Genomic DNA, 20,996 nt, shown 5'->3' with positions numbered 1-20,996 from the left:
GTAGCTTGCGGGCGCTGGTTCTATTGTTCCGGAGACGGCTCCGGAGGATCATGTCTCAGGAGGCATCGTGTAGTCGATGTCCTGATTGCCGAGACCCGCCGTCCGCAGGTCCTTGTTTCGATAGGCGCCAGCGTTCAGCACGTCCCTCGTACGCGACAACTCCGACGTCTTGTTTCGGAAGCCAGAGTCGTCGACGTCGCCTTCGAGGATTGCGCGGTAGTGCTCGTAGAACAGCTTGGTACGTCCGTGGATCTGGCCCCACGTGAGCAGTTCGATGTCACCGCGACGGTCCCAGACCTCGCGAGTGTTCGACGTGAGGGCGTAACGGTCGCCGGTGATGAACGCCATTTCAACGTCGCCTCTTTCGCCTTGCGCCAGCTTGTTGGCGTAGCGCTCTACCTGCTGTAGGTCCTCAAGTTGCACGGCGTGACCGGAACGCTTGATCTCGATGACGATCAGCCGGCCTTCGCCGCGCAGTGCCAGGAAGTCGTAACGTGTGAGGTCGGCCGCGTCGATCTCCTCGGCCCCCCATTCCTTCAGCTGTTTGGTTACCTGCTTCTCCTCGGCGAGGACTTGCCACTCGGGATTGATCAACCATGGGAAGTCCGCAATGAGGTCGTGCATGTTGTCGCGACCGACCCGAGGTGCGGTCTCCGGACTGTCGTTCACGATCATGTTGTAGAACTTGTCGACAATGTCGAGCCGTCCCTTGACCACTTCGAGGACGGCGCGGCTTTCGAGGACGTGCCACCCGCGGAGCAGCTCCAGCGCCTTTTCAAGCTGTTCGGGATCGTCGGCGACCGCGTCCAGTTGTTCGATGTAGTCGTGGAACTGGCGGTACTCGTAGGCTCGGAGAATGGTGTCGGCCAGAGCCTCGGTTCGCTCGGTATCGGCGTTCGACGAGCCGACCAGCCCGATGAACTTCTCCGCCTGTTTGCGTGACGGCGGATCGAGCTGCACGAGGCGACGCGCCAACTGCTCGTTCTCCATGACACGCCTCTGGGCTGTGGCCGCTCCGCGGGAACTGTGCTCCCGTAAGAGACGCCGCACGAGAGTCTGCCCCCAGGTGTGGAACTCTGTCAGCGCAGGATCCGCCCAGTCGATTTCCTGACGATCGGTCGAGATGCGGTCACTGGCGTCGTCCGCTCCTTCGTCGAGGAAGTCCGCCTCGATAACTCCGGTGAGGTACTTCGTCCCGTGCTGTCCAGACGCTTTACTCTCCACGCCAAAGAAAAACGGTGGTGCTTGGGCCGTTTTACCGCGGACGAGCACGACAAAGCCCTGCATTTCTGCGGGCAGAGTCGTCTGGCTGAATCCGGCCCACCACTTGATTTCGCTGCCGTCGGGCAGAACATGCTGTTCGTCGCCAGCCGTCGGGGTGCGGTGTGTGAAGGTGAGCGGGGCCTCGTCGATGGGCACGCCGTTGACGAGGATCTGCATATGGCCCCGGACCGATCTGCTGAACCGCCTCGCGAGATTGTGCCGGAGGGCCTCCGGACTCAACGCGGTGGTGTGCTTGAGCACTTGTAGCTTAATTGTCGTGCCGTGCAGGTCCGTGTTGTCCGTTTCCCGGACCTCGCCGGGCAGCTTGAGAGTCTCTCCAGCACCTGACCTCGTCTTGAGCCTCTCGGCGTCCAACTCCACGGTTGTGACCCTGCCGGCGCGACGTGTCTCGACGATCATCCGTTGCGCGAGGCCGAAGCCAGCGAGCTTGCCGATACCCTTGCGGCCCATCGGACTGCGACCAGGAACCTCGGGCTGTCCGTCTGCTCGGCGGTTGCGACCGATGACCAGATACTCCGTCTCAAGATCACCGTCGGTCATGCCAACGCCGTCGTCAGAAATTGAGATCGAGTCGTTGGCGCGATTGTACGTGGCCGGGTTCGGAAGATCGATCTCGACCCGGGATGCACCCGCATCCCAGGCGTTGGCGACGAGCTCAGCAAGTGCGGCGTCCCTGCGCTTGTACATCTGCACGCCGAGGTGCTCCAGGGTCCGCCCTAACACGGTGATGCTGAAGGTCCGTGGGCCTGTGTCCGCGCTCATGTCTGGACCTTACTGTCCGGCACGATCACTCGACAGCCCGTCGATAGGCGGCTCGTTAGCCGTCTTAACGGCCAGCGCGTCGACTCTGCGTGAGATCAGAGCGCCTCGGCCATGAGCGAGCAGGCCGTCTCAAATTTGTCGAGGTCGTGTCGTTGACCTGCAGGTACAGGTGGATGCCCTCACCGTCGGTGCAGACGTACCAGGCGGCGGCGTCGACGCCCGCGACGGCGGCGCGCAGGTCGGGGCGGTTGGCCAGGGCGAGCCGTGGCGTGCGGATGGTGGCGCAGCCGAAATCGAGGGTGTGGTTGCCGCAGGTGAGGATGTACCGGCCGGGTTCCAAGAGCAGCCCGCCGAGCGGCAGCGTTGCCGGCAGCGCTACGAATGCTGTCCTATCCGAAGTGACGCGGGCTATTCATGGACCCGGCGGGCGAACACGTACTCGCCCACTTCGGCATCGCTCGACCGGAAAGTCTCTGGGCCCGGACGATTGGTCGCCGGATACGAATCGGGACCGTGTCGAATTGAACCTCGGTACCGCCAGTCCGCAACGCGGTAAGGAAAGCATCGATCTTCGTGGCAGCAGGGAGTTCAGAAGTCGCCTGGTGGGCGGCCGAGCAGTTCACCAGCCCGAATCACCGCGAGCGTGAACTCGCGCCCCGCCTCGTCGTCGAGCGCGACTCTTACCTCCGCATAGCAGCGCAGTGGTACTGAGCTGAGCACCAGCGCCTTGGCCGCTGCGTTAGCCAAGCCGTTTGCCGTCAGCGTCCGCGCGATCCGCTGACGGGTCGGCCGGCCAACGGTGGAGTGCTCAAGGACGAGGTGTAGCGCCGCGTTGAGGACGGAGATGTCCTCCTTGTGCGGCATTATGTAACGTGCCACCCGCTGTTTCCCTTCCGAGCCGTGCGATAAACGAGGCGTCGAGTTCTCGCTGGCCTCATGAGCCACTTGCTGGTCGGTTCATCCTGACGAAGGCGCTACGACGGCCGCGCTGCGACCGAGCGGGCGGGCGTCCGGCTACGCCATGCTGAAGATCTCCGGATCCCGGACCGAGTCGCGCGGGAAGGCTACCAGGAGATCCGGATCGTCGGCTGGTAGCTGGCCATCAACCTCTATGCCGACCCCGCCCTCGACATGGCGATCTGGCGTCGCCGAGCCGCTGGCGCCGACCTCACCGGCCTGGTCCACCACTCCGACCGCGGCGTGCAATACCGCGCCATCCGCTACACCCAACGCCTCGCCGAGGCCGCCGCCGGCGTCTCTGTCGCCTCCGTCGGCTCGGTCGGGGGCTCCAGCGACAACGCCATGGCCGAAGCGTTCAACTCACTGTTCAGAGCCGAACTCGTCCGCAACAAAGGACCCTGGCGAGGCCTGCACGACCTCGAACTCGCCACCGTCGAGTACATCGACTGGTACAACAACCGGCGCCTGCACGGCGAACTCGGGCCCGTCCCGCCCGCCGAACACGAAGCCCTACACGCGATGACCCACCCGGTCACCGCAACCTTGGAAATCAGATAACCAACTGTCCATCAAACCCGGGGCTTGACAATCCTTAGCGACGGCACCCGAGCCCCACCTGCCCGATCACAAATGCTCGCTTGACAGCCAGGGAAGCGCCATGTCGGGTGCTCGGTCGCCGTGGGACAGGTTTCAGCTACGCGGCGTACCACTTGGCGGGCCTGGGTCGGTTGATCTGGGCCCTCTGTCACACGCACGTGGACCGCCCTGCGGGTAGCCTCGCTGCCGATCATCTGGCCGATGTCGGTCAACATCGAGGTTCCGGGATCAGTCCCGCTCCGACGTCCCGCCGCCGGAGGCGCCTATGGACATGCGTCGTAACTCATGATGGACTCCAACGATATGGTGTAGCAGGGTTGACAGCAACCAGTAGGAGTCTGTGCAGACGATGACGAAGAAGCTCGAGAGTTACATGATCCCCCTCACCGAGCTTTTCTCGCAAAAGTTTTTCTTCAGAATACCGGATTATCAGCGGCCGTTCTTGTGGGACGCAGAGCACTTCACCGAACTGCTTGAGGATCTGACCTCCGCAGACTCAGACGAGCCATACTTCATGGGCACGCTAGTGCTGCACCGGTATAAGACGTCGGAGTATGACATCGTCGACGGTCAGCAGCGTCTGACCGCCCTGTGCATTCTGATCGCCTGCATTCGCGATGCACCCGCAATTTCCGACAACGCCGCCATCGTTAACGAGCTGCACGAAAAGATCATCCAACCCGAGCGCGTCCTGGACAACGTCCCGGCTCGAGACCGTCTTCAGGTCAAGGATCAGAAGGTATTCAACTCACTCGTTGCAAAGAAGGGTGGGGCCGCCACGCCGGCGCCGTACACGGGCACGCCCACGGCCAGCGAGGAGCGGTATGAGCTCGCGAGATTGATCTTCTGGGGGGCGATCTCAAAGATGTCGGATTCAGAAGTACGGCGCCTTGCGGGAATCGTGACCCAGAAGTGTCATGTAATCTATCTCGCCACCGACTCTTTCGAGGACGCTTTCCGGCTTTTCTCCGTCGTGAACGACCGAGGTAAACAGTTGCGCCGCATCGACGTTCTCAAGGCGCATAACCTGGGCCCGCAATACGTTCCCAACGAAGCTTCCCGCGCCAAGTACGCCTCCGATTGGGAGGCAATGGAGAATCAACTCGGCGAGGCGGACTTCGAGGAGATCTTCCATCTCTTGCGCCTCATGTATGTCAAAGAGAAGCCTCAGGCCGATTTGCAGTCGGAATTCGCTAATCGGATCTTCAACAAGGCCGGCATGCCCACCCCTGGCGACGAGTTCATGGACGATCTGCGCAGGTCGGTCGATCTCTATGACGCGTTGTTTATCGCACGCGACTTCCTGGACTCTGCGGACGGCAAGAGCGCCCGCTATCACACTCTGATGGAGGCCATGGTCGAGCACTTCACCGCGTCCGAGTGGAAGGCCTGCCTATTGGCTTTTGTCAAAAAATACGGGAAGGATGATCTCTACCGATTTGTCCTGCACATCGAGAAGGTCTACCTTGACCACTGGGTACGTGGCGTGCGTAAAGACGAGCGGTATGGCACCTACACCGCACTGCTTAAGGCGATCGAGTCGACCAGCACGGCGGGCGAGTTTCTGGGAAGAATCACCGTCGATGTAACAACAATCCAAAATGCATGCCGTGCTACCAACTTTTACGGCGCTGGTCACGCCAAGTATCTGTTGGTCCGGGCGGAGATCGTCGCCAGCGAAATGGACCATCCGCATCACTACACGGTGCGCTCGATCGAGCATGTCCTCCCGCAGAACCCGGCCTCAGACAGCCTCTGGGCGCAGATCTTCACCGACGCGGAGCATGCAGCGCTCGTGAATACTGCCGGAAATCTCGTCCTGCTCAGCAAGAGCAAGAACTCGTCCGCCGGGCGTAAGGACTTCGAAGAGAAGAAGAAGGGCTACCTGAAGCCACGGGTCTCCGACTTTCCGCGCAGCGTGCAGGTGCTCGATTATGACCATTGGTCCGCTGATGTGATCCGGAAGCGAACGGAAGACTTCGCAGCCGACGTGCTCACCGACCCGTGACAGCGGTGCGTCCGGCGCCGTTGCATTGAGCGTTGGCAAGATCGAGGCAGGCTTGAGCAGTGAAGTCTTCGACCCGATCTGATCCGTAGCTGCCTGCGAAGTCGGCGTTCGCCGGGTTCCGTTCCCGCAGGAGGTCATCGTCGTTGCCGTGCGCTGGTGTCTGCGCCACAGCCTCTCCCACCGCGCTGGCGAGGAACTGCTGGTTGAACGCGGAGTCGAGGCCGACCACGCACCGTCTATCGGTGGGTGCAGCGGCTCACGCCGCCGCTGGCCGACGCTGCCCGGTTCTGCCGGCATTCACCCAGCGGCCAAACCGCCGATGGCTTGATGCCTGGAGGGTAGCGCCCTCATGGTCGAGACGGTCAAGACGCGAAGGACACGCCCATGCAGTCGTACACCATCACCATCGCGCCGGACGAAGGCAGTGGCACCACCACCACGCTGGTCGTGGACACGTCCCGAGACCGGGACCGCGGCGGCACGGGGTCGGGCCGCCGTTCGTGGCGCATGCAGCCACCGGTCGGCTGCCAACCAGTGGCCGTTTGCTCGTTGCCGTGGATTTGGACGCACGGCCGCGGAAGAGCACCCACCGAGCACCCACGCGGGCGGGGTCGGACACGAAAAAAGCTCCGCCGAGGCATAAGCCCAGGTCAGAGCCTTGATCGTTGGTACGCCGCGTAGGACTTGAACCTACAACCCGCAGATTAAGAGTCTGCTGCTCTGCCAGTTGAGCTAGCGGCGCCTGGCTGAACGGAGGAAACTCTAGCACGCCCAACTGGTGCCCCAAAAACGAGATACCCCCCGTCCGGCCTGTGCGGTGCGTTACTCCTCGTCGTCGTCCTCCCAGAAGAAGTCCGTCGGTGTGGGTTGCTCCGGCTCCTGCTCCATCAGCTCAGCGTCGGGGCCGATCAGGTCTTCGAGCTCGTCGTCCGGCTGCTCCCAGGTCACCGGCATCTCGGTCATGGCACTAACCCCCTGAAGTGCTACCGAAGGGAATCCAACGGGCGGCGAGCTACCCGGTGCCGGCGGTCCTAACCGCGACGGGCCAGGTCGAGGCCCGCTGGACGAGGGTGGTCGGCATGAGGAGCTCTTCGGGGGTCCAGTCACTGACGGTCATGGCGCGGCGGAGCATGCCGGCGGCGAGGACGCCCTGCTCGAAGACGCGCTGGCGGACGGTGGTGAGGTCGAGCAGGGCGCTGAGCTCGTGGTCGTCGAAGCCGATGACGGAGACGTGCCGGCCGGTGCGGCGCAGGGCGGAGAGGGCGCCGAAGGCGAGCTCGTCGGACTCGGCGAAGACGGCGGTGGGTGGGTCGGGCAGGGCGAGGAGGCGGCGCATGGCCTGCTCGCCGCCGTCGAGGCCGTGCGGGACGGACATCACGAGCTCGTCGCAGACGGGCAGGCCGGCGGCGGTGAGGGTGTCGATGTAGGCGCGGCGGCGGGCGTGCGCGACGGGCAGGAACATGGCCTGGTCGGCGTACGTGGAGATCATCCCGATCCGCCGGTGGCCGAGGCTCAGGAGGTGCTGGATGGCGGAGGTGGCGGCGGACAGGTCGTCGATCCGGACGCAGCCGGCGCCGGGGACGTCGTGACCGACGGCGACGATCGGCACGCCGAGGCTGCGCAGGTCGGTGATCTCGGCCTCGGTGAACTGCATGGCGACGACGAGGACCGCGTCGACGCGGCGGCGCAGGGGGAGCTGCCCGAAGAAGCGCTGGCGGGCCGCGGCGTCGCCGAGGTTGTACAGCAGCAGGTCGAGGTCGTGCTCGCGCAGGACGGACTCGGCGCCGGCCACGATCTGGCCGAAGAACCAGCGTGCCGCGTACGGCACGATCACCCCGACGGTGTGGGTGCGGCCGCTGGCCAGACGCGAGGCGATCGGCGACACGACGTACGACAGCGACGCCGCGGCCTGCAGCACGCGGTTGCGCGTCTCGTCGGAGACGTTGGGCAGCCCTCGGAGGGTGCGTGACACGGTGGCGGAGGAGACCCCGGCCAGCCGGGCCACGTCCTCCATGCTCACGGGCACGGGAACGTCGGCCACACCGGGAGGCTAGCAACACTCCGCGCAACAGCAATATGTCCACCGTGTTGCTAACTCGTTATCGATCAATCCAGCCGAAAGGCTCGACAAACCCGCCTTGTAAACGCTTACATCCGAGAGACACAGCACACCGGTACGTGGGCGGAGTCGTTCGCCCGGACCGGGTCTAGCCAAAAGGAGGCTAACCATGGCTGTCCTTTCGAGGCGGCGTCGGGCGTTCGCGCTCGCCGGTGTGGCCGCGCTGGCATTGGTCGCCGCTGCTTGCGGTGACAGTGACAGCGACACCGGCTCATCGGCTGCCGACAAGCCCGAGTGCGCGCCGTACGCGCAATACAAGGTCGACAAGAAGAAGACCGTCTCGATCTACGCGACCATCCGTGACGCCGAGGCCGACAAGCTGACCGCGTCCTGGAAGCAGTTCGAGGAGTGCACCAACATCAAGATCGACTACGAGGGGTCCGGCGAGTTCGAGACCCAGGTCAAGGTGCGCGCCGACGGAGGTCAGCCGCCGGACATCGCGGTCTTCCCGCAGCCCGGCCTGCTCGCCTCGTTCGCGACGAAGGGTCAGCTCAAGGAGCTGCCCGCGTCGGTCCAGGCGAACCTCGACAAGAACTGGTCGAAGGACTGGGCCAAGTACGCCACCGTCAACGGCAAGGTGTACGGCGTCCCGATGGGTGCCAACGTCAAGTCGCTGGTGTGGTACTCGCCGCAGCTGTTCAAGGAGAAGAACTACAAGATTCCCACCACGTGGGATGAGATGATCAAGCTCTCCGACGACATCGCGGCGACGGGCATCAAGGCGTGGTGCGCCGGCATCGAGTCCGGTGACGCGACCGGCTGGCCGGCCACCGACTGGATCGAGGACATCGTCCTGCGCGACCAGGGCCCCGACGTCTACGACCAGTGGGTCAACCACTCGATCCCGTTCAACGACGCGCGCATCGCGTCGGCCGCCGAGCGGACCGCCTCCATCCTGAAGAACCCCAAGTACGTGGGTAACCCGAAGACCATCGTGACCACCTCCTTCCAGGAGGGTGGCCTGCCGGTCAAGGACAAGAAGTGCGGCTTCCACCGCCAGGCCAACTTCTACTCCAACCAGTGGGCGAAGGGCACGAACGTGGCCGAGGACGGCGACGTGTTCGCGTTCTACTTCCCGGCCGTCGACCCGTCCAAGGGCAAGCCGGTCCTGGTCGGTGGCGAGTTCGTCTCCGCCTTCTCGGACCGCGACGAGGTCGTCAAGGTGCAGACCTACCTCGCCTCCGGTGAGTGGGCCAACAGCAAGGCGAAGCTCGGTGACTGGATCTCGGCCAACAAGAGCCTGGACGTCAACCTGGTCACCGGTTCCATCGACAAGCTCTCGGTGAAGATCCTGCAGGACCCGGCCACGGTGGCCCGGTTCGACGGTTCGGACCTGATGCCCGCGGCGGTCGGCTCCAAGTCCTTCTGGACCGGTATGACCGACTGGATCAACGGCACCAAGGACACCAAGGCGACGCTGGACTACATCGAAAGCACCTGGCCCAAGTAACTGAGCTGAGGTCCGGCTCCGGCACCGAGGTGTGCACGAGCGCACACGGTGCCGGAGCCGGCCGGTCGGAGGAAACCCCCCAATGGAATATGACTTCTCCGAAGACGTCGACAAGGTCTGGCCGGCACTGCTCTTCATGGGCGCCTTCGTCGCCGCGGTCGGCGGGCTCCTGTTCGTGCTCGACATCCTGCCCAGGTGGGGGAAGGGCAAAGAGCGCCTGCAGATGTTCGGCTTCCTCGGCCCGGCGCTCGTCCTGCTCGGCATCGGCCTGGTCTACCCGCTGGTCCGCACGGTCACCCTGTCGTTCTACAACAACTCCCGCGGTTCGTTCGTCGGGATCGACAACTACAGCTGGATCGTCACCAACGACGAAACGCTGATCATGCTGCGCAACACCCTGTTCTGGGTGGTGTGTGTGCCGCTGCTGGCCACCGCGTTCGGCCTGATCTACGCGGTGCTGGTCGACAAGGCCCGTGGTGAGGGCATCGCCAAGTCGCTCATCTTCATGCCGATGGCGATCTCGCTCGTCGGCGCCACGATCATCTGGAAGTTCGTCTACGCGTACCGCGAGGCGGACCAGGAGCAGATCGGCCTGCTGAACCAGATCCTCGTGTGGTTCGGCATGGAGCCCCAGCAGTTCCTCACCAGCTCGCCGAGCAACACCTTCTACATGATCGTCATGATGATCTGGATCCAGGCCGGCTTCGCGATGGTCATCCTGTCCGCCGCGATCAAGGCGATCCCGTCCGAGATCATCGAGGCGGCGCGGCTGGACGGCGCCAACCCGTGGCAGATGTTCTGGAAGGTCACGATGCCGAGCATCCGGCCGGCGGTCGTGGTGGTCACCATCACCATCACCATCGCCACGCTGAAGGTCTTCGACATCGTCCGGACGTCGACCAACGGCAACTTCAAGAGCAGCGTGCTCGCCTTCGAGATGTACAACCAGGCGTTCCGTCTGAGCGACGACCCCAGCGGTGAGGGGCGCGGTGCCGCGCTCGCCGTCGTGCTGTTCCTGCTCGTCGTGCCGATCGTCGCCTACCAGGTCCGGCAGCTGCGGCAGCGAGCGGAGATGCGATGAGTAACGTATCCGTCGACAAGGCAACAGGCGCGACCAGCCCGGTCGCCGGGCGTACGTCACGCGAACCGGACACCGTGGCCGCCCGGGTACGGCGCAAGCTGACCTCGCGCGTGGCCAGCGTCGTGGCGATCATCATCGCGATCGTCTGGACGATCCCCACCTTCGGCCTGTTCGTCTCGTCGCTGCGGCCCGAGGACGAGATCAAGACCACGGGCTGGTGGAAGTTCTTCAGCAACCCCAGCCTGACCCTGGACAACTACAACGAGGTCGTCTTCGGCACCTCGGCGTCCTCCGGCCGGCTGGCCAGCTACTTCGTCAACTCGCTGACCATCACCGTGCCGGCCGTGCTGTTCTCGGTCAGCCTGGCCGCCATGGCCGCGTACGCGCTGTCGTGGCTCAACTTCCGCGGCCGGGACTGGATCTTCATCGGCGTGTTCACGCTGCAGATCGTGCCGCTGCAGATGGCGCTCATCCCGCTGCTGCAGATCCTGGGCGACTACACCGACTGGGCGGGCGGCTTCTTCGCCGTGTGGTTCGCGCACACCTGCTTCGGCCTGCCGCTCGGCGTGTTCCTGCTGCACAACTTCATGTCGGAGCTGCCGGCGGGCCTGTTCGAGGCGGCCCGGGTGGACGGCGCGGGCCCGGCGATGGTGTTCCGGCGCATCGTGCTGCCGCTCATCACGCCGGCGCTGGCCTCGCTCACGATCTTCCAGTTCCTGTGGATCTGGAACGATCTTCTGGTCGCCCTGGTGTTCACGTCCGGCCCGGAGACCCGCCCGCTGACGGTGCGGCTCGCCGAGCTGGCCGGCACCCGGGGCAACGACTGGCAACGGCTGACCTCCGGGGCGTTCGTCTCGATGGTCATCCCGATCATCGTGTTCCTGTCACTGCAAAGGTATTTCGTTCGCGGCCTGACGGCCGGTGGAGTCAAGGGGTGAGTTCGCTGGTCTGGTGGCGTGATGCCGTGATCTATCAGGTCTACCCACGCTCGTTCGCGGACGCGGACGGCGACGGCATGGGGGACCTGCGCGGCATCACGTCGCGCCTGGACCACCTGGCCGAGCTGGGTGTCGACGCGCTGTGGATGTCGCCGTTCTACCCCTCGCCGCAGCACGACGCGGGGTACGACGTCGCCGACTACTGCGACGTCGACCCCCGCTTCGGCACCCTGGACGACTTCGACGCCCTGGTCGCCGCGGCGAAGGCCCGTGGCCTGCGGGTCGTGGTCGACCTCGTGCCCAACCACACCTCCAGCGGCCACGCGTGGTTCACCGAGGCGCTGGAGGCCGGGCCGGGCAGTTCCGCCCGGGAGCGGTACCACTTCCGCAAGGGCCTCGGCCCGGACGGTGAGCAGCCGCCCAACGGCTGGCAGAGCGTCTTCGGCGGCCCCGCCTGGACCCGCGTGCCGGACGGCGAGTGGTACCTGCACCTGTTCGACACCAGCCAGCCCGACCTCAACTGGGACCTGCCCGAGGTCCGGCAGATGTTCGAGGACGTGCTGCGCTTCTGGCTGGACCGGGGCGTCGACGGCTTCCGGGTCGACGTCGCGCACGGCCTGATCAAGGAGAGCGGCCTGCCCGACTGGACCGAGGCGCAGGTGCCGATCACCAGCCCCGGCGCGGAGCACCGCACCCCGCCGATGTGGGACCAGGACGGCGTACACGACATCTACCGCTCGTGGCGGCGGGTCCTGGACTCCTACGACGGCGACCGGATGATGGTCGGCGAGGCGTGGGTGTCGCCGGCGGAACGGATGGCCCGGTACATCCGCCCCGACGAGATGCACCAGGCGTTCAACTTCAGCTACCTGATGGCACCTTGGACCGCGGCGGACCAGCGGGCCGCGATCACCGAGTCGATCGAGGGCGTCGCGCCGGTCGGCGCCGTGTGCACCTGGGTGCTGTCCAACCACGACGTCGTGCGGCACGCGTCCCGGCTCGGGTACGAGCCCGGCTACAGCACCCAGGGCGGCATCGGCATCGGCGACCGGCAGCCCGATGAGGCGCTCGGCCTGCGCCGGGCCAGGGCCGCCACGATGCTGATGCTGTCGCTGCCCGGCTCGGCCTACCTGTACCAGGGCGAGGAGCTCGGCCTGCCGGAGCACACGACGCTGCCCGACGACGAGCGCCAGGACCCGACCTGGTTCCGCTCCAAGCACGAGGTCCGCGGCCGCGACGGCTGCCGGGTGCCGGTGCCGTGGGAGGCCGGCGCGCCGTCGTTCGGCTTCGGCCCGGGGCCCGCGTCGTGGCTGCCGCAGCCCGCCGACTGGGGGCGCTTCGCCGCCGACGCCCAGCGCGGCGTGCCGGGCTCGACCCTGTCGCTCTATGTCGAGGCCCTGCGCCTGCGCCGTACCCACCAACTGGGCCGCGGCACGCTCACCTGGCACGACGGCACGGGTGAGGACCTGGTCGACTTCCGCAACGGCGGCATCCGGGTGATCACCAACTTCGGCCAGGTGCCCGCGCCGCTGCCCCAGGGGGAGGTGCTGCTCGTCAGCAGTGACCTCGCCGCCGACGGCAGCCTGCCGCCGGACACAACCGCGTGGATCAGGGCGTGACAGCACCGGATACCTTGACCACATGACCGCTCTCTTCGCGTACGTCGTCAGCTACCTCAACCCCACGGCGCTGGAGTTCAGCGGTGAGGTGGCGAAGAAAAAGAGCAAGGTGAGCGGCGGTGGCCTCATCGGTGCCTGCTGCTGCGCCGTCGTGGTGATCATCGCCGTCGTGGTCGTGGTGATCGTGATGCGCCGGCGGCGGCCGAGCGCGTAGCGCGTGTTCAATGGCAGGGTTCCCCGGCCGATGAGACGGTTGCGATCCGTCGGGAAGGGAACCCTGCCGTCATGGCCCGTGTGCTGCTCGTCGACGACGACACCGACATCCGCGAGACGACCGCGATCAGGTTGCAGATCGGCGGCCACCACGTGATCACCGCGGCCACGCCGCAGGAGGCGCTCGACGTCGCCGCCGGCCAGCCGCACTTCGACGTGGCCGTGCTCGACCTGCACCTGCCGCGGGCCGACGGCGACGAGCTGCTCGACCTGTTCCGCGGCCACCAGGCGACCGCGGACCTGCCCGTGGTGTTCTACAGCGCGAACGCGCCGCACGCCACGTCGGTGCACGGCCTGTCCCTCGCGGACCCGGGGCTCACCCGCGGCCGACCCCTCAACAGCCTCCTGGCCACCATCAACTGCCTGTCGCACTGACCGCCGGCCGGGCACGACGGCCGGGGGACACGGCAACCGCACGGCAACCCGCGGCGCACCGGCCACGCACCGCCCGCTCCCGAACATTGGTGACACCCAGCAGGACGTCACCACTTCGGGAGGGCCAGCCAGATGCGAGTCACCCAGCGTGCCACGGTCGTCGCCGCCACGGCGGTCGCCGGACTCCTGGCCGCCGGCTCCCCGGCCCTGGCCGCCCCGGCGGAAGGCCAGATCCACGGCGCGGGCCAGCCGGGCGCGATCCGGGACCGGTACATCGTCGTGCTCAAGGACACGGTGGCGGCCGCCGACACCGCCGGCAGCGCCAGCCGGCTCGCCGAGCGGTTCGGCGGTAAGGTCAGGCGCTCCTTCGGCAGCACGCTGAAGGGCTTCTCGGCGCAGCTGACCGAGCGCGGCGCGAAGCGGCTCGCCGCGAACCCGCTCGTCGAATACGTCCAGCAGGACCGCACCGTCGCCCTTGCCGGCAGCCAGGGCGGCGCGCCGTGGGGACTGGACCGCATCGATCAGGCGCAGCGCCCGCTCGACGGCACCTACACCTACCCGGGCACCGCCGCGAACGTGACGGCGTACGTGCTGGACACCGGGGTGCGCCTGACGCACAGCGAGTTCGGCGGCCGGGCCCGTTCCGGGTACGACTTCGTCGACAACGACACCGACGCGAGCGACTGCCAGGGCCACGGTACCCATGTCGCCGGCACCGTCGGCGGCAGCACCTACGGCGTGGCCAAGTCGGTGAACGTCGTCAGCGTCCGGGTGCTGGACTGCAACGGCTCCGGCTCGTACTCCGGCATCATCGCCGGGATCGACTGGGTCACCGCGAACGCGCAGAAGCCGGCGGTCGTCAACATGAGCCTCGGCGGCTCCGCCAGCCCGGCCCTGGACCGGGCGGTGCGCAACTCGATCGCCTCCGGCGTCACGTACGTGATCGCGGCCGGCAACAGCAACGCCGACGCCTGCGGCGTCTCCCCGGCCCGCGCCGGCGAGGCGATCACCGTCGGCGCCACCGACGCCAGCGACAACCGGGCCTCGTTCTCCAACTACGGCAGCTGCGTCGACGTGTTCGGCCCGGGCGTCGCGATCACCTCGGCCAGCAACAGCGGCGACACCGCCGCGGCGATCATGAGCGGTACCTCGATGGCGACCCCGCACGTGGCCGGCGCCGCCGCGCTCTACCTCTCGGCGAATCCGTCGGCGACCCCGGCGCAGGTGCAGAGCGCGCTGCTGGCCACCGCCGTGCAGAACGCCGTCGGCAACCCGGGCACCGGCTCGCCGAACCGCCTGCTGCAGGCACCCGCCGCGGCGGCACCTGGAACGCAGCCCGTCACCCAGCAGCCGGCGCGGCAGCCGGTCGCGGTGGTCGCCGCGCCCCCGGCGCCGTGCAACGTGCGCACCAACCCGGCCGACGCCGCGATCCGCGACCGCGGCAGCGTCACCACCGCCGTCGTGGTCAGCGGCTGCGCCGGCAGGGCGTCGGCGAAGGCCCGCGTCGAGGTGCACGTCGTGCACGCCAAGAAGGGCGACCTGGTGGTCGAGCTGGTCGCGCCGAACGGCTCCGTCAAGCGCCTCAAGGCCGCAAGCTCCAGGGACAAGGCGAGGAACCTCAACGCCACGTACACGGTGAACCTCAGCAGCCGCCAGAAGAACGGCACCTGGAAGCTGCGGGTGCGCGACTCGTACAAGGGCAACACCGGCTACCTGGACAGCTGGACCCTGACGGTCTGACCACAAGCGGCTCACGCGACGGTTGCGCGCCGCTCCACCGTCTCCACCAGCCGCTGCGCGACGACCGACAGCGGCAGGCCGAGCCGGCTCGCCGTGCCGCGCAGCACGTCCAGGGCCGCGTCCGACGAGCACGCCCGCTGCGCCATGATGATCCCGATGGCCCGGTTGACGGTCTCCCCGTCGGCGAGGGCCTCCGTCAGCTCCGCGTGCAGGTCGGCCCGGCGCCCCCGGTCGAGCACCGCGGCCAGCAGCAGCCCGGCGTGCTCGGCGATCAGCACCGCGGTCAGCCCCGCGTCCGGGGTGAGCCGTCCGGGCTGGGCCGCGTACACCGTCAACGCCCCGATGACCTGCTCGTCGATGTCGACGGGGACGGTCAGCACGCCGTGCACCCCCGCCGCGAGGGCGTCCTCACGCCAGCCCGGCCAGCGGTCGTCCGACGACAGGTCGGCGCTGACGATGAGGTCCCGGGTGCGGATCGCCTCCATCGAGGGTCCGGTGCCGCTGTGGTACTGACTGTCGTGCAGCTCCGCAGGCAGCTCGGGCGAGGACGCGGCGGTGGACGGGCCACCGGCCCGCACCAGGGTGACCGCGCACCACGACGCCCCGTCCACCAGGTCGGCAGCGGTCTCGACGAGGTCCTCCAGGGCCTCGTCGAGGTCGTCGCTGGCGATCAGGCGGGCAGTGAGCTGGCGCAGCACAGCGGCGATCTCCACAGTGTGGAGGTCAGTCACGATTCCCCCTTCAGCCACGCCGGCGGCGGTGCCGGCGGTGCACCGGGGGCCTCCTACCCGACGGTCCGTGATCTCAACCGTCGAGCAGCGCCCTTCGGAGTCCTTCCAACGTGCGGGACAGCAACCGCGACACGTGCATCTGGGAGATGCCCAGATCGGCCGCGATCTGGGCCTGGGTACGGTTGCCGTAGAAGCGCAGCGACAGGATCCGCCGCTCGCGCTCCGGCAGCCGCGCGATCAGCGGCTTGACCGCCTGGCGGAACTCGACGCCGTCGATGTCGCGGTCGTCGTCGCCGAGCACGTCGGCGAGGGTGCCGGCGTCGTCGTCCCCGCCGAGCGGCGCGAACAGCGACACCGGCCGGTAGGCCGAGGACGCCACGAGGGCCTCGAGGATCTGGTCCTCGGCGACCCCCAGGTGCTCGGCCACGTCGTGCGGGGTGGGGGAGCGACCCAGCCGCTGCCCCAGCGTGTCGCGGACCCGGTTGATCTCGATCCGCAGCTCCTGCAGCCGCCGGGGCACGTGGACCCCCCAGCCCTTGTCCCGGAAGTACCGCTTGAGCTCCCCGACGATCGTCGGCGTCGCGTACCCGCCGAAGTCGGTGCCGTAGTCGGGGTCGAACCCGTCGATGGCCTTCATCAGCCCCAGCGCGGCGACCTGGCTGAGGTCGGCGGGGGACTCGCCCATCCCGTGGAACCGGCGGGCCAGCCGGTCGGCCAGGGGCAGGCTGTGCTCGATCGCCCGCTGCCGCAGCGCGCCGCGCCGGGCGTCCTTGACGTCCATCGTGGCGGCCTGGCGCAGCAGCTCGTTGACGGTCGTCCACTGGCTCTGTGGTTCTTCCTCCTCCGGTACGGGGGCGGGCGCGCCCTGAGGAGGATCGTCGTAGGCGCGCAGGCGTTTCGCCGCCCCGATGATCTCCAGGACGTCCAGCACCAGGTCGGACGCGCCCGGGGTCCGCAGCCCGCCGCCGCGTTCCTGTGCCTCCAGCTGGGCCCGGAGCAGGGTGTCGGCGGCGGCGCAGTCGAGCAGTCGCAGCCGGGACAGGTCGACGGTCAGGTTCACCTGACCGGCGTCGAGCCGCTGGCTGAGCGCGAGTCGCAGGTCGAGGCTCGCCGCGTGGTCGAGCACTCCGGAAGGGCGCAGGATCTCCTCGTCGCCTTGACGCCAGGATTCCAGTGAAAGTGCCGAATCGAATCGGTCTTTGTATATGGGCATTGTCTCCATGGTGGAGACTCCCCCCTATCCCATCGCGTTGCGCAGCAAGCGATTCGCGGTTGAGCGTGCGGTCGTGGAACCGGGCGGAATTGCTTTCCCGGTCACTGTACGCACGGGGGAATTGCCAATGAATATGTGAAAGGGTGAGGTCGTGGGTGACCTTTACCGGGTGCGCAGGGTCGCCCAGACGACCTTTCCGCCGGGCACCGGCGTGCAACCCCACCGATGTGTGAGCGCCTCGACCACGAGCAGCCCGCGGCCGCTCTCGGCTAGGGTGTCACCGGCCGCGCCGCGGACCGGCAGCTTCGAACTGCCGTCGCGCACCGACAGGTGCAGCTGCCGGTGGCGCAGCGCGACCCGGACCTCCAGGTCGGTGCGCGCGTGCCGGACCCCGTTGCTGACCAGCTCGGTGATGATGAGCTCGGCGAGGTCGCCGATCTGCGGCACCCCCCACAGCCTGCAGGCGCGGCTGACCAGGTGCCGCGCGGCGGCGGTCGCGTCGAGCATCGGCTGGAGGTTGACGCGCATCCCCTGCGGCTCGCCGCCGGGCGCACCGGCACCACCGTGCGCGATCGCCGCGTCGGTGGTGGCGAAGAGGGGGATCTGCCGGGCGACCGCCATCCGGTCCAGCGCGGAGCGCAGCGGCGCGGGGGCGGCCGCCATGCTCACCGCGCTGCCGGGCCAGGCCGCGGCGTGCTGGGCGAGGGCGGGGAGCACGGTCAGCGCCACGTCGTCGTGGGCCCGCAGCTCCGAGACGTCGAGGACGATGAGCGCCGGCTCCGCGGCCAGGCACTCCAGGACGGCGGTGCGCAGCACCGACGCGGTGCTCACGCCGAGGCTGCCGGCGAGGTGCACTACAGTCGCATCGCCGCGGATCTCGACGGTCGCGGCAAGACTCGCCCTCATGGGGTGACGCTCTACCCGCCCCCGGTGGGTTAAACCCTGGAGGCGGGCGGAGCGTCACGGTCGCCGGTCAGACCGGCGTGGGCACCTTCACGGCGCCCCAGGCCAGGGCGCAGACGTCGGCGACGTCCGCGTCGGTGACCGGGGGAAAGTCGGTGTAGTACAGACCGAGGGCGTGGAACTCCCGGGGAGAGTGGATGTCGATGACCGCGTCGACGTCGCCGGCGAGCAGGTCCGCCGACTCCGCCGCGCACACCGGCGCCGCGAACACGATGTGTGCCGGCTTACCGGTCTGCAGGGCCCGGATCGCCGCGCGCGCCGTGACCCCGGTCGCCAGGCCGTCGTCAACGAGAACGACCGCGCGTCCGGTCACCTCCTCCGGTGGGCGGGACCCGCGGTAGCGTTCCTGCCGCCGCCGCAGCTCCATTCGCTCGCGCTGGACCGCGGGCGTCAGGTCGCTGGTGGTCAGCCCGGCGCACGCGAGCGCGCTACGGTCGAACACCGGTGGCCCATTCTCCGCGATCGCGCCGACGCCGTGGTCGGCCTGCCACGGCAGCCCGATCTTCCGGGCGATCATGAGGTCGAAGTCGGCCCGGATGGCCTGGGCCACCGCGTGCCCGACGGGCACGCCACCGCGGGGCAGCGCGAGGACCAGCGGCCGGTGGGTCAGGTCGAACTGCCGCAGGTGTGCCGCGACCGCGGTGCCGAGCATGCGTCCCGCGGCCGTCCGGTCCGCGAAGCGCTCCTCCTCAGGCGGCCACATGGTCGTGGGCTTTCACTCGGGCGACCCGGAGGCCGGTCAACATGATCCGCATCAAGCGGACACCCCCTTCGATCGGCGCGGTGGGGCCGTCGCCATGCTGGGTCTCGTCCCCACTTGGCCGCTCTGCCGCGGCCGCCGCGCACGGTGCGAAGACTACGCCTGTTGAGCTGGGAAAACGTCCGCTTGGCGTACTTCTTCAGGGGTGAACCAGACATGTCGGGAACGGCGGTGATGTGCTGGTCTCAGAGTGCCGCCGGGGACCCGGCAGAATGAGCGGGTGGACATGCCGGAGCAGCGGGACGCGGCGCTCGCCGTGTTCGACATCGACGGGGTCGTGGCCGACGTCCGGCACCGGCTGCGCCACCTCGACAAGCGGCCCAAGGACTGGGCCCGGTTCTTCGCCGCGGCCGACCGGGACCCGGTGCTGCCCGAGGGCGTCGAGCTCGCGCTGCGCCACGCCGCCGAGCACGTGCTGGTCTGGCTGACCGGGCGCCCCGAGCACCTGCGCCCCGTCACCGACGCGTGGCTGCGCCGGGCCGGACTGCCCGCGGAGCTGCTGTTCATGCGCCCGGCCAACGACCGGCGCCCGGCCCGGGACTTCAAGGCGGGCCAGCTGACCCGGCTGGCCCGCGAGTCGCCGATCGCGGTCGTGGTCGACGACGACCCCGAGGTGGTCGCCCGGCTGCGCGGTCTCGGCCATCCGGTCGTGCTCGCCGACTGGGTCCCGCACTCCTCGACCCTGCACACCGCCCAGGAGCGGGAGGGCCGGACCTAGCGCGCCGCAGGGACGAGCTGCGTGGCCAGCAGCGCCGTCAGGGCGTCGGCCGGCATCGGGCGGGCGAAGAGGAAGCCCAGGGCGAAGCCGCAGTCCAGCTCGCGCAGGGCGGCGGCCTGCTGGTCGGTCTCCACGCCCTCGGCGACCGGCTGCAGGTACATGCTGCGGGCCAGCTCGACCACGGCGCGGAACAGCGCCTTCTCCTGCCGGTCGGCGACCCGGGACACGAACGCCCGGTCGATCTTCAGCACGTCGATGGGCGGCGCACGTCAAGAACCACAGCCAGATCCACACCGTTCCATTCAGCGGGTCGCCGGGTGCCGGCCGGTTGCGCCGCGGGGTTCGAACAGGATCCGCCGAACGGTTGAATGGCGATGGAAGCACCATATGCCCGAATATTGGCGCCTATAGTCCGTTTTGTGGGTACCGGCAGAGGCAGCGACCGGACGAGCCGCCTGCTCCTGTTCGCCGCCGTCCTGCTGCTCGCCTCGGGCGTGACGGCGGGCGGCTGGACGGCGTGGGGCTGGTGGGACCGGGTCCGCGCGGTCCACGCCGCACAGGAGCGCCTCGCCGCCGAGTGGGCGCAGGACGCCCGGCACGCCCGCACCGGGGCGGCCGCCGCGGCCGGGGCGGCCGGGCGCAGGCCCCCGGCGCCGATGCCGTTCGGTGGCGCGCCGCAGGACGGCGAGGACGCCACCGCCGGCGACGGGCCGGTCGCGCTGCTGCACGTACCGACGCTGCGGTTGAAGCTTTACGTGGTCGAAGGGTCCGACGCGGCGCGGCTCATGCTCGGCCCCGGCCACATCCCCGGCACCGCCGCGTTCGGCGAGACCGGTAACGCCGGCATCGCCGGGCATCGTTACCCGGGCGTCTTCTGGGACCTCGACGAGCTGGAGGTCAGCGCCCCGGTCGTGGTGGAGACCCGGGACACCTGGCTGGTCTACCGCGTCGTCGACGGCAGCGTGGTCCGGCCGGAGCAGAGCGAGGTGCTCGCCCCGCCGGCGCCCGGCGCGGGGCCGCTGCTCACGCTGGTCACCTGCGAGCCGAAGCTCAGCACCGCGCGCCGCCTGATCCGGCAGGCCACCCTGGTGCGCCGCGACCCCGCCGGCGGCCCGCGCCCGGCCGAACTCGGCTGACCCCCGCCGCATCGCTGAAATGCTGCGTGACGGTTCGCTTACCGTAACGCAACAAATCTCCTTGACCGGCACCCGGTTGTGCCGATTGTCCAGTGAGTTTGCCGCCGGGAGCCGGTGCGCGGACCCGTTGCGTGGTTTGTCCCGGTGAGGGCTGAAGGGAGCCTGGCCGTGAGTGACTTGGGTGACATCGTTCAGGAGTTTCTCGTGGAGTCGCACGAGAACCTGGACCAGTTGGACCGGGATCTGGTGGCGTTGGAGGCGGCGCCGGG

At 68.2% G+C, this 20,996-nt stretch carries 20 protein-coding genes, 1 tRNA gene and 2 pseudogenes; 12 read left to right on the top strand and 11 right to left on the bottom strand.

Annotated features, from left to right (window positions below):
• Positions 1-48 precede the first annotated feature (48 nt).
• From AB0H83_RS44050 to AB0H83_RS44040, 3 genes are all read right to left on the bottom strand, one after another.
• Positions 49-2,046 (bottom strand): ATP-binding protein, encoded by a 1,998-nt coding sequence (locus AB0H83_RS44050; RefSeq protein ID WP_360107194.1) that lies wholly within the window; start codon positions 2,044-2,046, stop codon positions 49-51.
• A gap of 64 nt (positions 2,047-2,110) precedes the next feature.
• On the bottom strand, positions 2,111-2,386 hold the full coding sequence (locus tag AB0H83_RS44045) for a hypothetical protein (RefSeq protein ID WP_360107191.1): 276 nt from the start codon (positions 2,384-2,386) through the stop codon (positions 2,111-2,113).
• 248 nt (positions 2,387-2,634) lie between these two features.
• Positions 2,635-2,910: a hypothetical protein gene (locus tag AB0H83_RS44040; RefSeq protein ID WP_360107188.1), complete on the bottom strand. Its 276-nt coding sequence runs from the start codon at positions 2,908-2,910 to the stop codon at positions 2,635-2,637.
• 306 nt (positions 2,911-3,216) lie between these two features.
• Between AB0H83_RS44040 and AB0H83_RS44035 the strand changes: the two are divergent.
• The 3 genes and pseudogenes from AB0H83_RS44035 to AB0H83_RS44025 all read left to right on the top strand — a co-directional run.
• A pseudogene (locus tag AB0H83_RS44035) lies at positions 3,217-3,564 on the top strand (integrase core domain-containing protein); the annotation flags it as partial.
• Between the two features lie 388 nt (positions 3,565-3,952).
• A complete protein-coding gene (locus AB0H83_RS44030) occupies positions 3,953-5,611 on the top strand; it encodes a DUF262 domain-containing HNH endonuclease family protein (RefSeq protein WP_360107185.1) in 1,659 nt (552 codons plus the stop codon).
• Positions 5,612-5,700: 89 nt separating this feature from the next.
• Positions 5,701-5,934 (top strand): annotated as a pseudogene (locus AB0H83_RS44025) (IS6 family transposase); the annotation flags it as partial.
• Positions 5,935-6,277: 343 nt separating this feature from the next.
• Here AB0H83_RS44025 and AB0H83_RS44020 read toward each other — a convergent pair.
• The 3 genes from AB0H83_RS44020 to AB0H83_RS44010 form a co-directional block, all read right to left on the bottom strand.
• Positions 6,278-6,353: transfer RNA gene (locus AB0H83_RS44020), tRNA-Lys, on the bottom strand.
• Positions 6,354-6,433: 80 nt separating this feature from the next.
• Positions 6,434-6,574 (bottom strand): hypothetical protein, encoded by a 141-nt coding sequence (locus AB0H83_RS44015; protein ID WP_360107182.1) that lies wholly within the window; start codon positions 6,572-6,574, stop codon positions 6,434-6,436.
• A 49-nt stretch (positions 6,575-6,623) separates the two neighbouring features.
• Positions 6,624-7,652 carry a LacI family DNA-binding transcriptional regulator gene (locus tag AB0H83_RS44010; protein ID WP_360107179.1) on the bottom strand — a complete coding sequence of 343 codons (1,029 nt, stop codon included), beginning with the start codon at positions 7,650-7,652 and terminating at the stop codon, positions 6,624-6,626.
• A gap of 187 nt (positions 7,653-7,839) precedes the next feature.
• Between AB0H83_RS44010 and AB0H83_RS44005 the strand changes: the two genes are divergently transcribed.
• From AB0H83_RS44005 to AB0H83_RS43975, 7 genes are all read left to right on the top strand, one after another.
• The gene (locus tag AB0H83_RS44005; RefSeq protein WP_360107176.1) at positions 7,840-9,180 is read left to right on the top strand and encodes an ABC transporter substrate-binding protein; all 1,341 of its coding nucleotides are present in this window, start codon (positions 7,840-7,842) and stop codon (positions 9,178-9,180) included.
• Between the two features lie 82 nt (positions 9,181-9,262).
• On the top strand, positions 9,263-10,261 hold the full coding sequence (locus AB0H83_RS44000) for a sugar ABC transporter permease (protein ID WP_360107174.1): 999 nt from the start codon (positions 9,263-9,265) through the stop codon (positions 10,259-10,261).
• Positions 10,258-11,199: a carbohydrate ABC transporter permease gene (locus AB0H83_RS43995; protein ID WP_360107171.1), complete on the top strand. Its 942-nt coding sequence runs from the start codon at positions 10,258-10,260 to the stop codon at positions 11,197-11,199. The genes AB0H83_RS44000 and AB0H83_RS43995 overlap by 4 nt, the downstream gene beginning before the upstream one ends.
• Entirely contained in the window at positions 11,196-12,818 is a 1,623-nt protein-coding gene (locus tag AB0H83_RS43990) for a glycoside hydrolase family 13 protein (protein WP_360107168.1), read from the top strand. The genes AB0H83_RS43995 and AB0H83_RS43990 overlap by 4 nt, the downstream gene beginning before the upstream one ends.
• A 22-nt stretch (positions 12,819-12,840) precedes the next feature.
• The gene (locus AB0H83_RS43985; protein WP_360107165.1) at positions 12,841-13,032 is read left to right on the top strand and encodes a hypothetical protein; all 192 of its coding nucleotides are present in this window, start codon (positions 12,841-12,843) and stop codon (positions 13,030-13,032) included.
• Between the two features lie 71 nt (positions 13,033-13,103).
• A complete protein-coding gene (locus AB0H83_RS43980) occupies positions 13,104-13,466 on the top strand; it encodes a response regulator (protein WP_360107162.1) in 363 nt (120 codons plus the stop codon).
• Positions 13,467-13,598: 132 nt separating this feature from the next.
• Positions 13,599-15,206, top strand: a complete 1,608-nt coding sequence (locus tag AB0H83_RS43975) for a S8 family serine peptidase (RefSeq protein ID WP_360107159.1) — start codon at positions 13,599-13,601, stop codon at positions 15,204-15,206.
• Positions 15,207-15,217: 11 nt separating this feature from the next.
• On the opposite strand, the gene AB0H83_RS43970 is transcribed toward AB0H83_RS43975, so the two are convergent.
• The 4 genes from AB0H83_RS43970 to AB0H83_RS43955 all read right to left on the bottom strand — a co-directional run bounded on the left by AB0H83_RS43970 (position 15,218) and on the right by AB0H83_RS43955 (position 18,816).
• A complete protein-coding gene (locus tag AB0H83_RS43970; protein WP_360107156.1) occupies positions 15,218-15,937 on the bottom strand; it encodes a GAF and ANTAR domain-containing protein in 720 nt (239 codons plus the stop codon).
• Between the two features lie 73 nt (positions 15,938-16,010).
• Complete coding sequence (locus AB0H83_RS43965) at positions 16,011-17,150, bottom strand: SigB/SigF/SigG family RNA polymerase sigma factor (protein ID WP_360107153.1); 1,140 nt, start codon at positions 17,148-17,150, stop codon at positions 16,011-16,013.
• Positions 17,151-17,312: 162 nt separating this feature from the next.
• Positions 17,313-18,056: an ATP-binding protein gene (locus tag AB0H83_RS43960; protein WP_360107150.1), complete on the bottom strand. Its 744-nt coding sequence runs from the start codon at positions 18,054-18,056 to the stop codon at positions 17,313-17,315.
• Between the two features lie 67 nt (positions 18,057-18,123).
• Positions 18,124-18,816, bottom strand: a complete 693-nt coding sequence (locus AB0H83_RS43955; protein WP_360107147.1) for a phosphoribosyltransferase family protein — start codon at positions 18,814-18,816, stop codon at positions 18,124-18,126.
• A 283-nt stretch (positions 18,817-19,099) separates the two neighbouring features.
• On the opposite strand from AB0H83_RS43955, the gene AB0H83_RS43950 reads away from it, so the two are divergent.
• A complete protein-coding gene (locus AB0H83_RS43950; RefSeq protein ID WP_360107263.1) occupies positions 19,100-19,591 on the top strand; it encodes a hypothetical protein in 492 nt (163 codons plus the stop codon).
• On the opposite strand, the gene AB0H83_RS43945 is transcribed toward AB0H83_RS43950, so the two are convergent.
• Positions 19,588-19,842, bottom strand: coding sequence for an EAL domain-containing protein (locus AB0H83_RS43945; RefSeq protein ID WP_360107144.1), 255 nt, complete (start codon positions 19,840-19,842; stop codon positions 19,588-19,590). The two genes, AB0H83_RS43950 and AB0H83_RS43945, sit on opposite strands and share 4 nt — an antisense overlap.
• Before the next feature lie 168 nt (positions 19,843-20,010).
• Between AB0H83_RS43945 and AB0H83_RS43940 the strand changes: the two genes are divergently transcribed.
• Positions 20,011-20,727, top strand: coding sequence for a class E sortase (locus AB0H83_RS43940; protein WP_360107141.1), 717 nt, complete (start codon positions 20,011-20,013; stop codon positions 20,725-20,727).
• Positions 20,728-20,996 lie beyond the last annotated feature (269 nt).

This window comes from Dactylosporangium sp. NPDC050688, from assembly GCF_040654515.1.
GTDB lineage: Bacteria > Actinomycetota > Actinomycetes > Mycobacteriales > Micromonosporaceae > Dactylosporangium.
The sequence above is the reverse complement of the archived record's forward strand: the minus strand, read 5'-3'. Positions and strand labels throughout refer to the sequence as shown.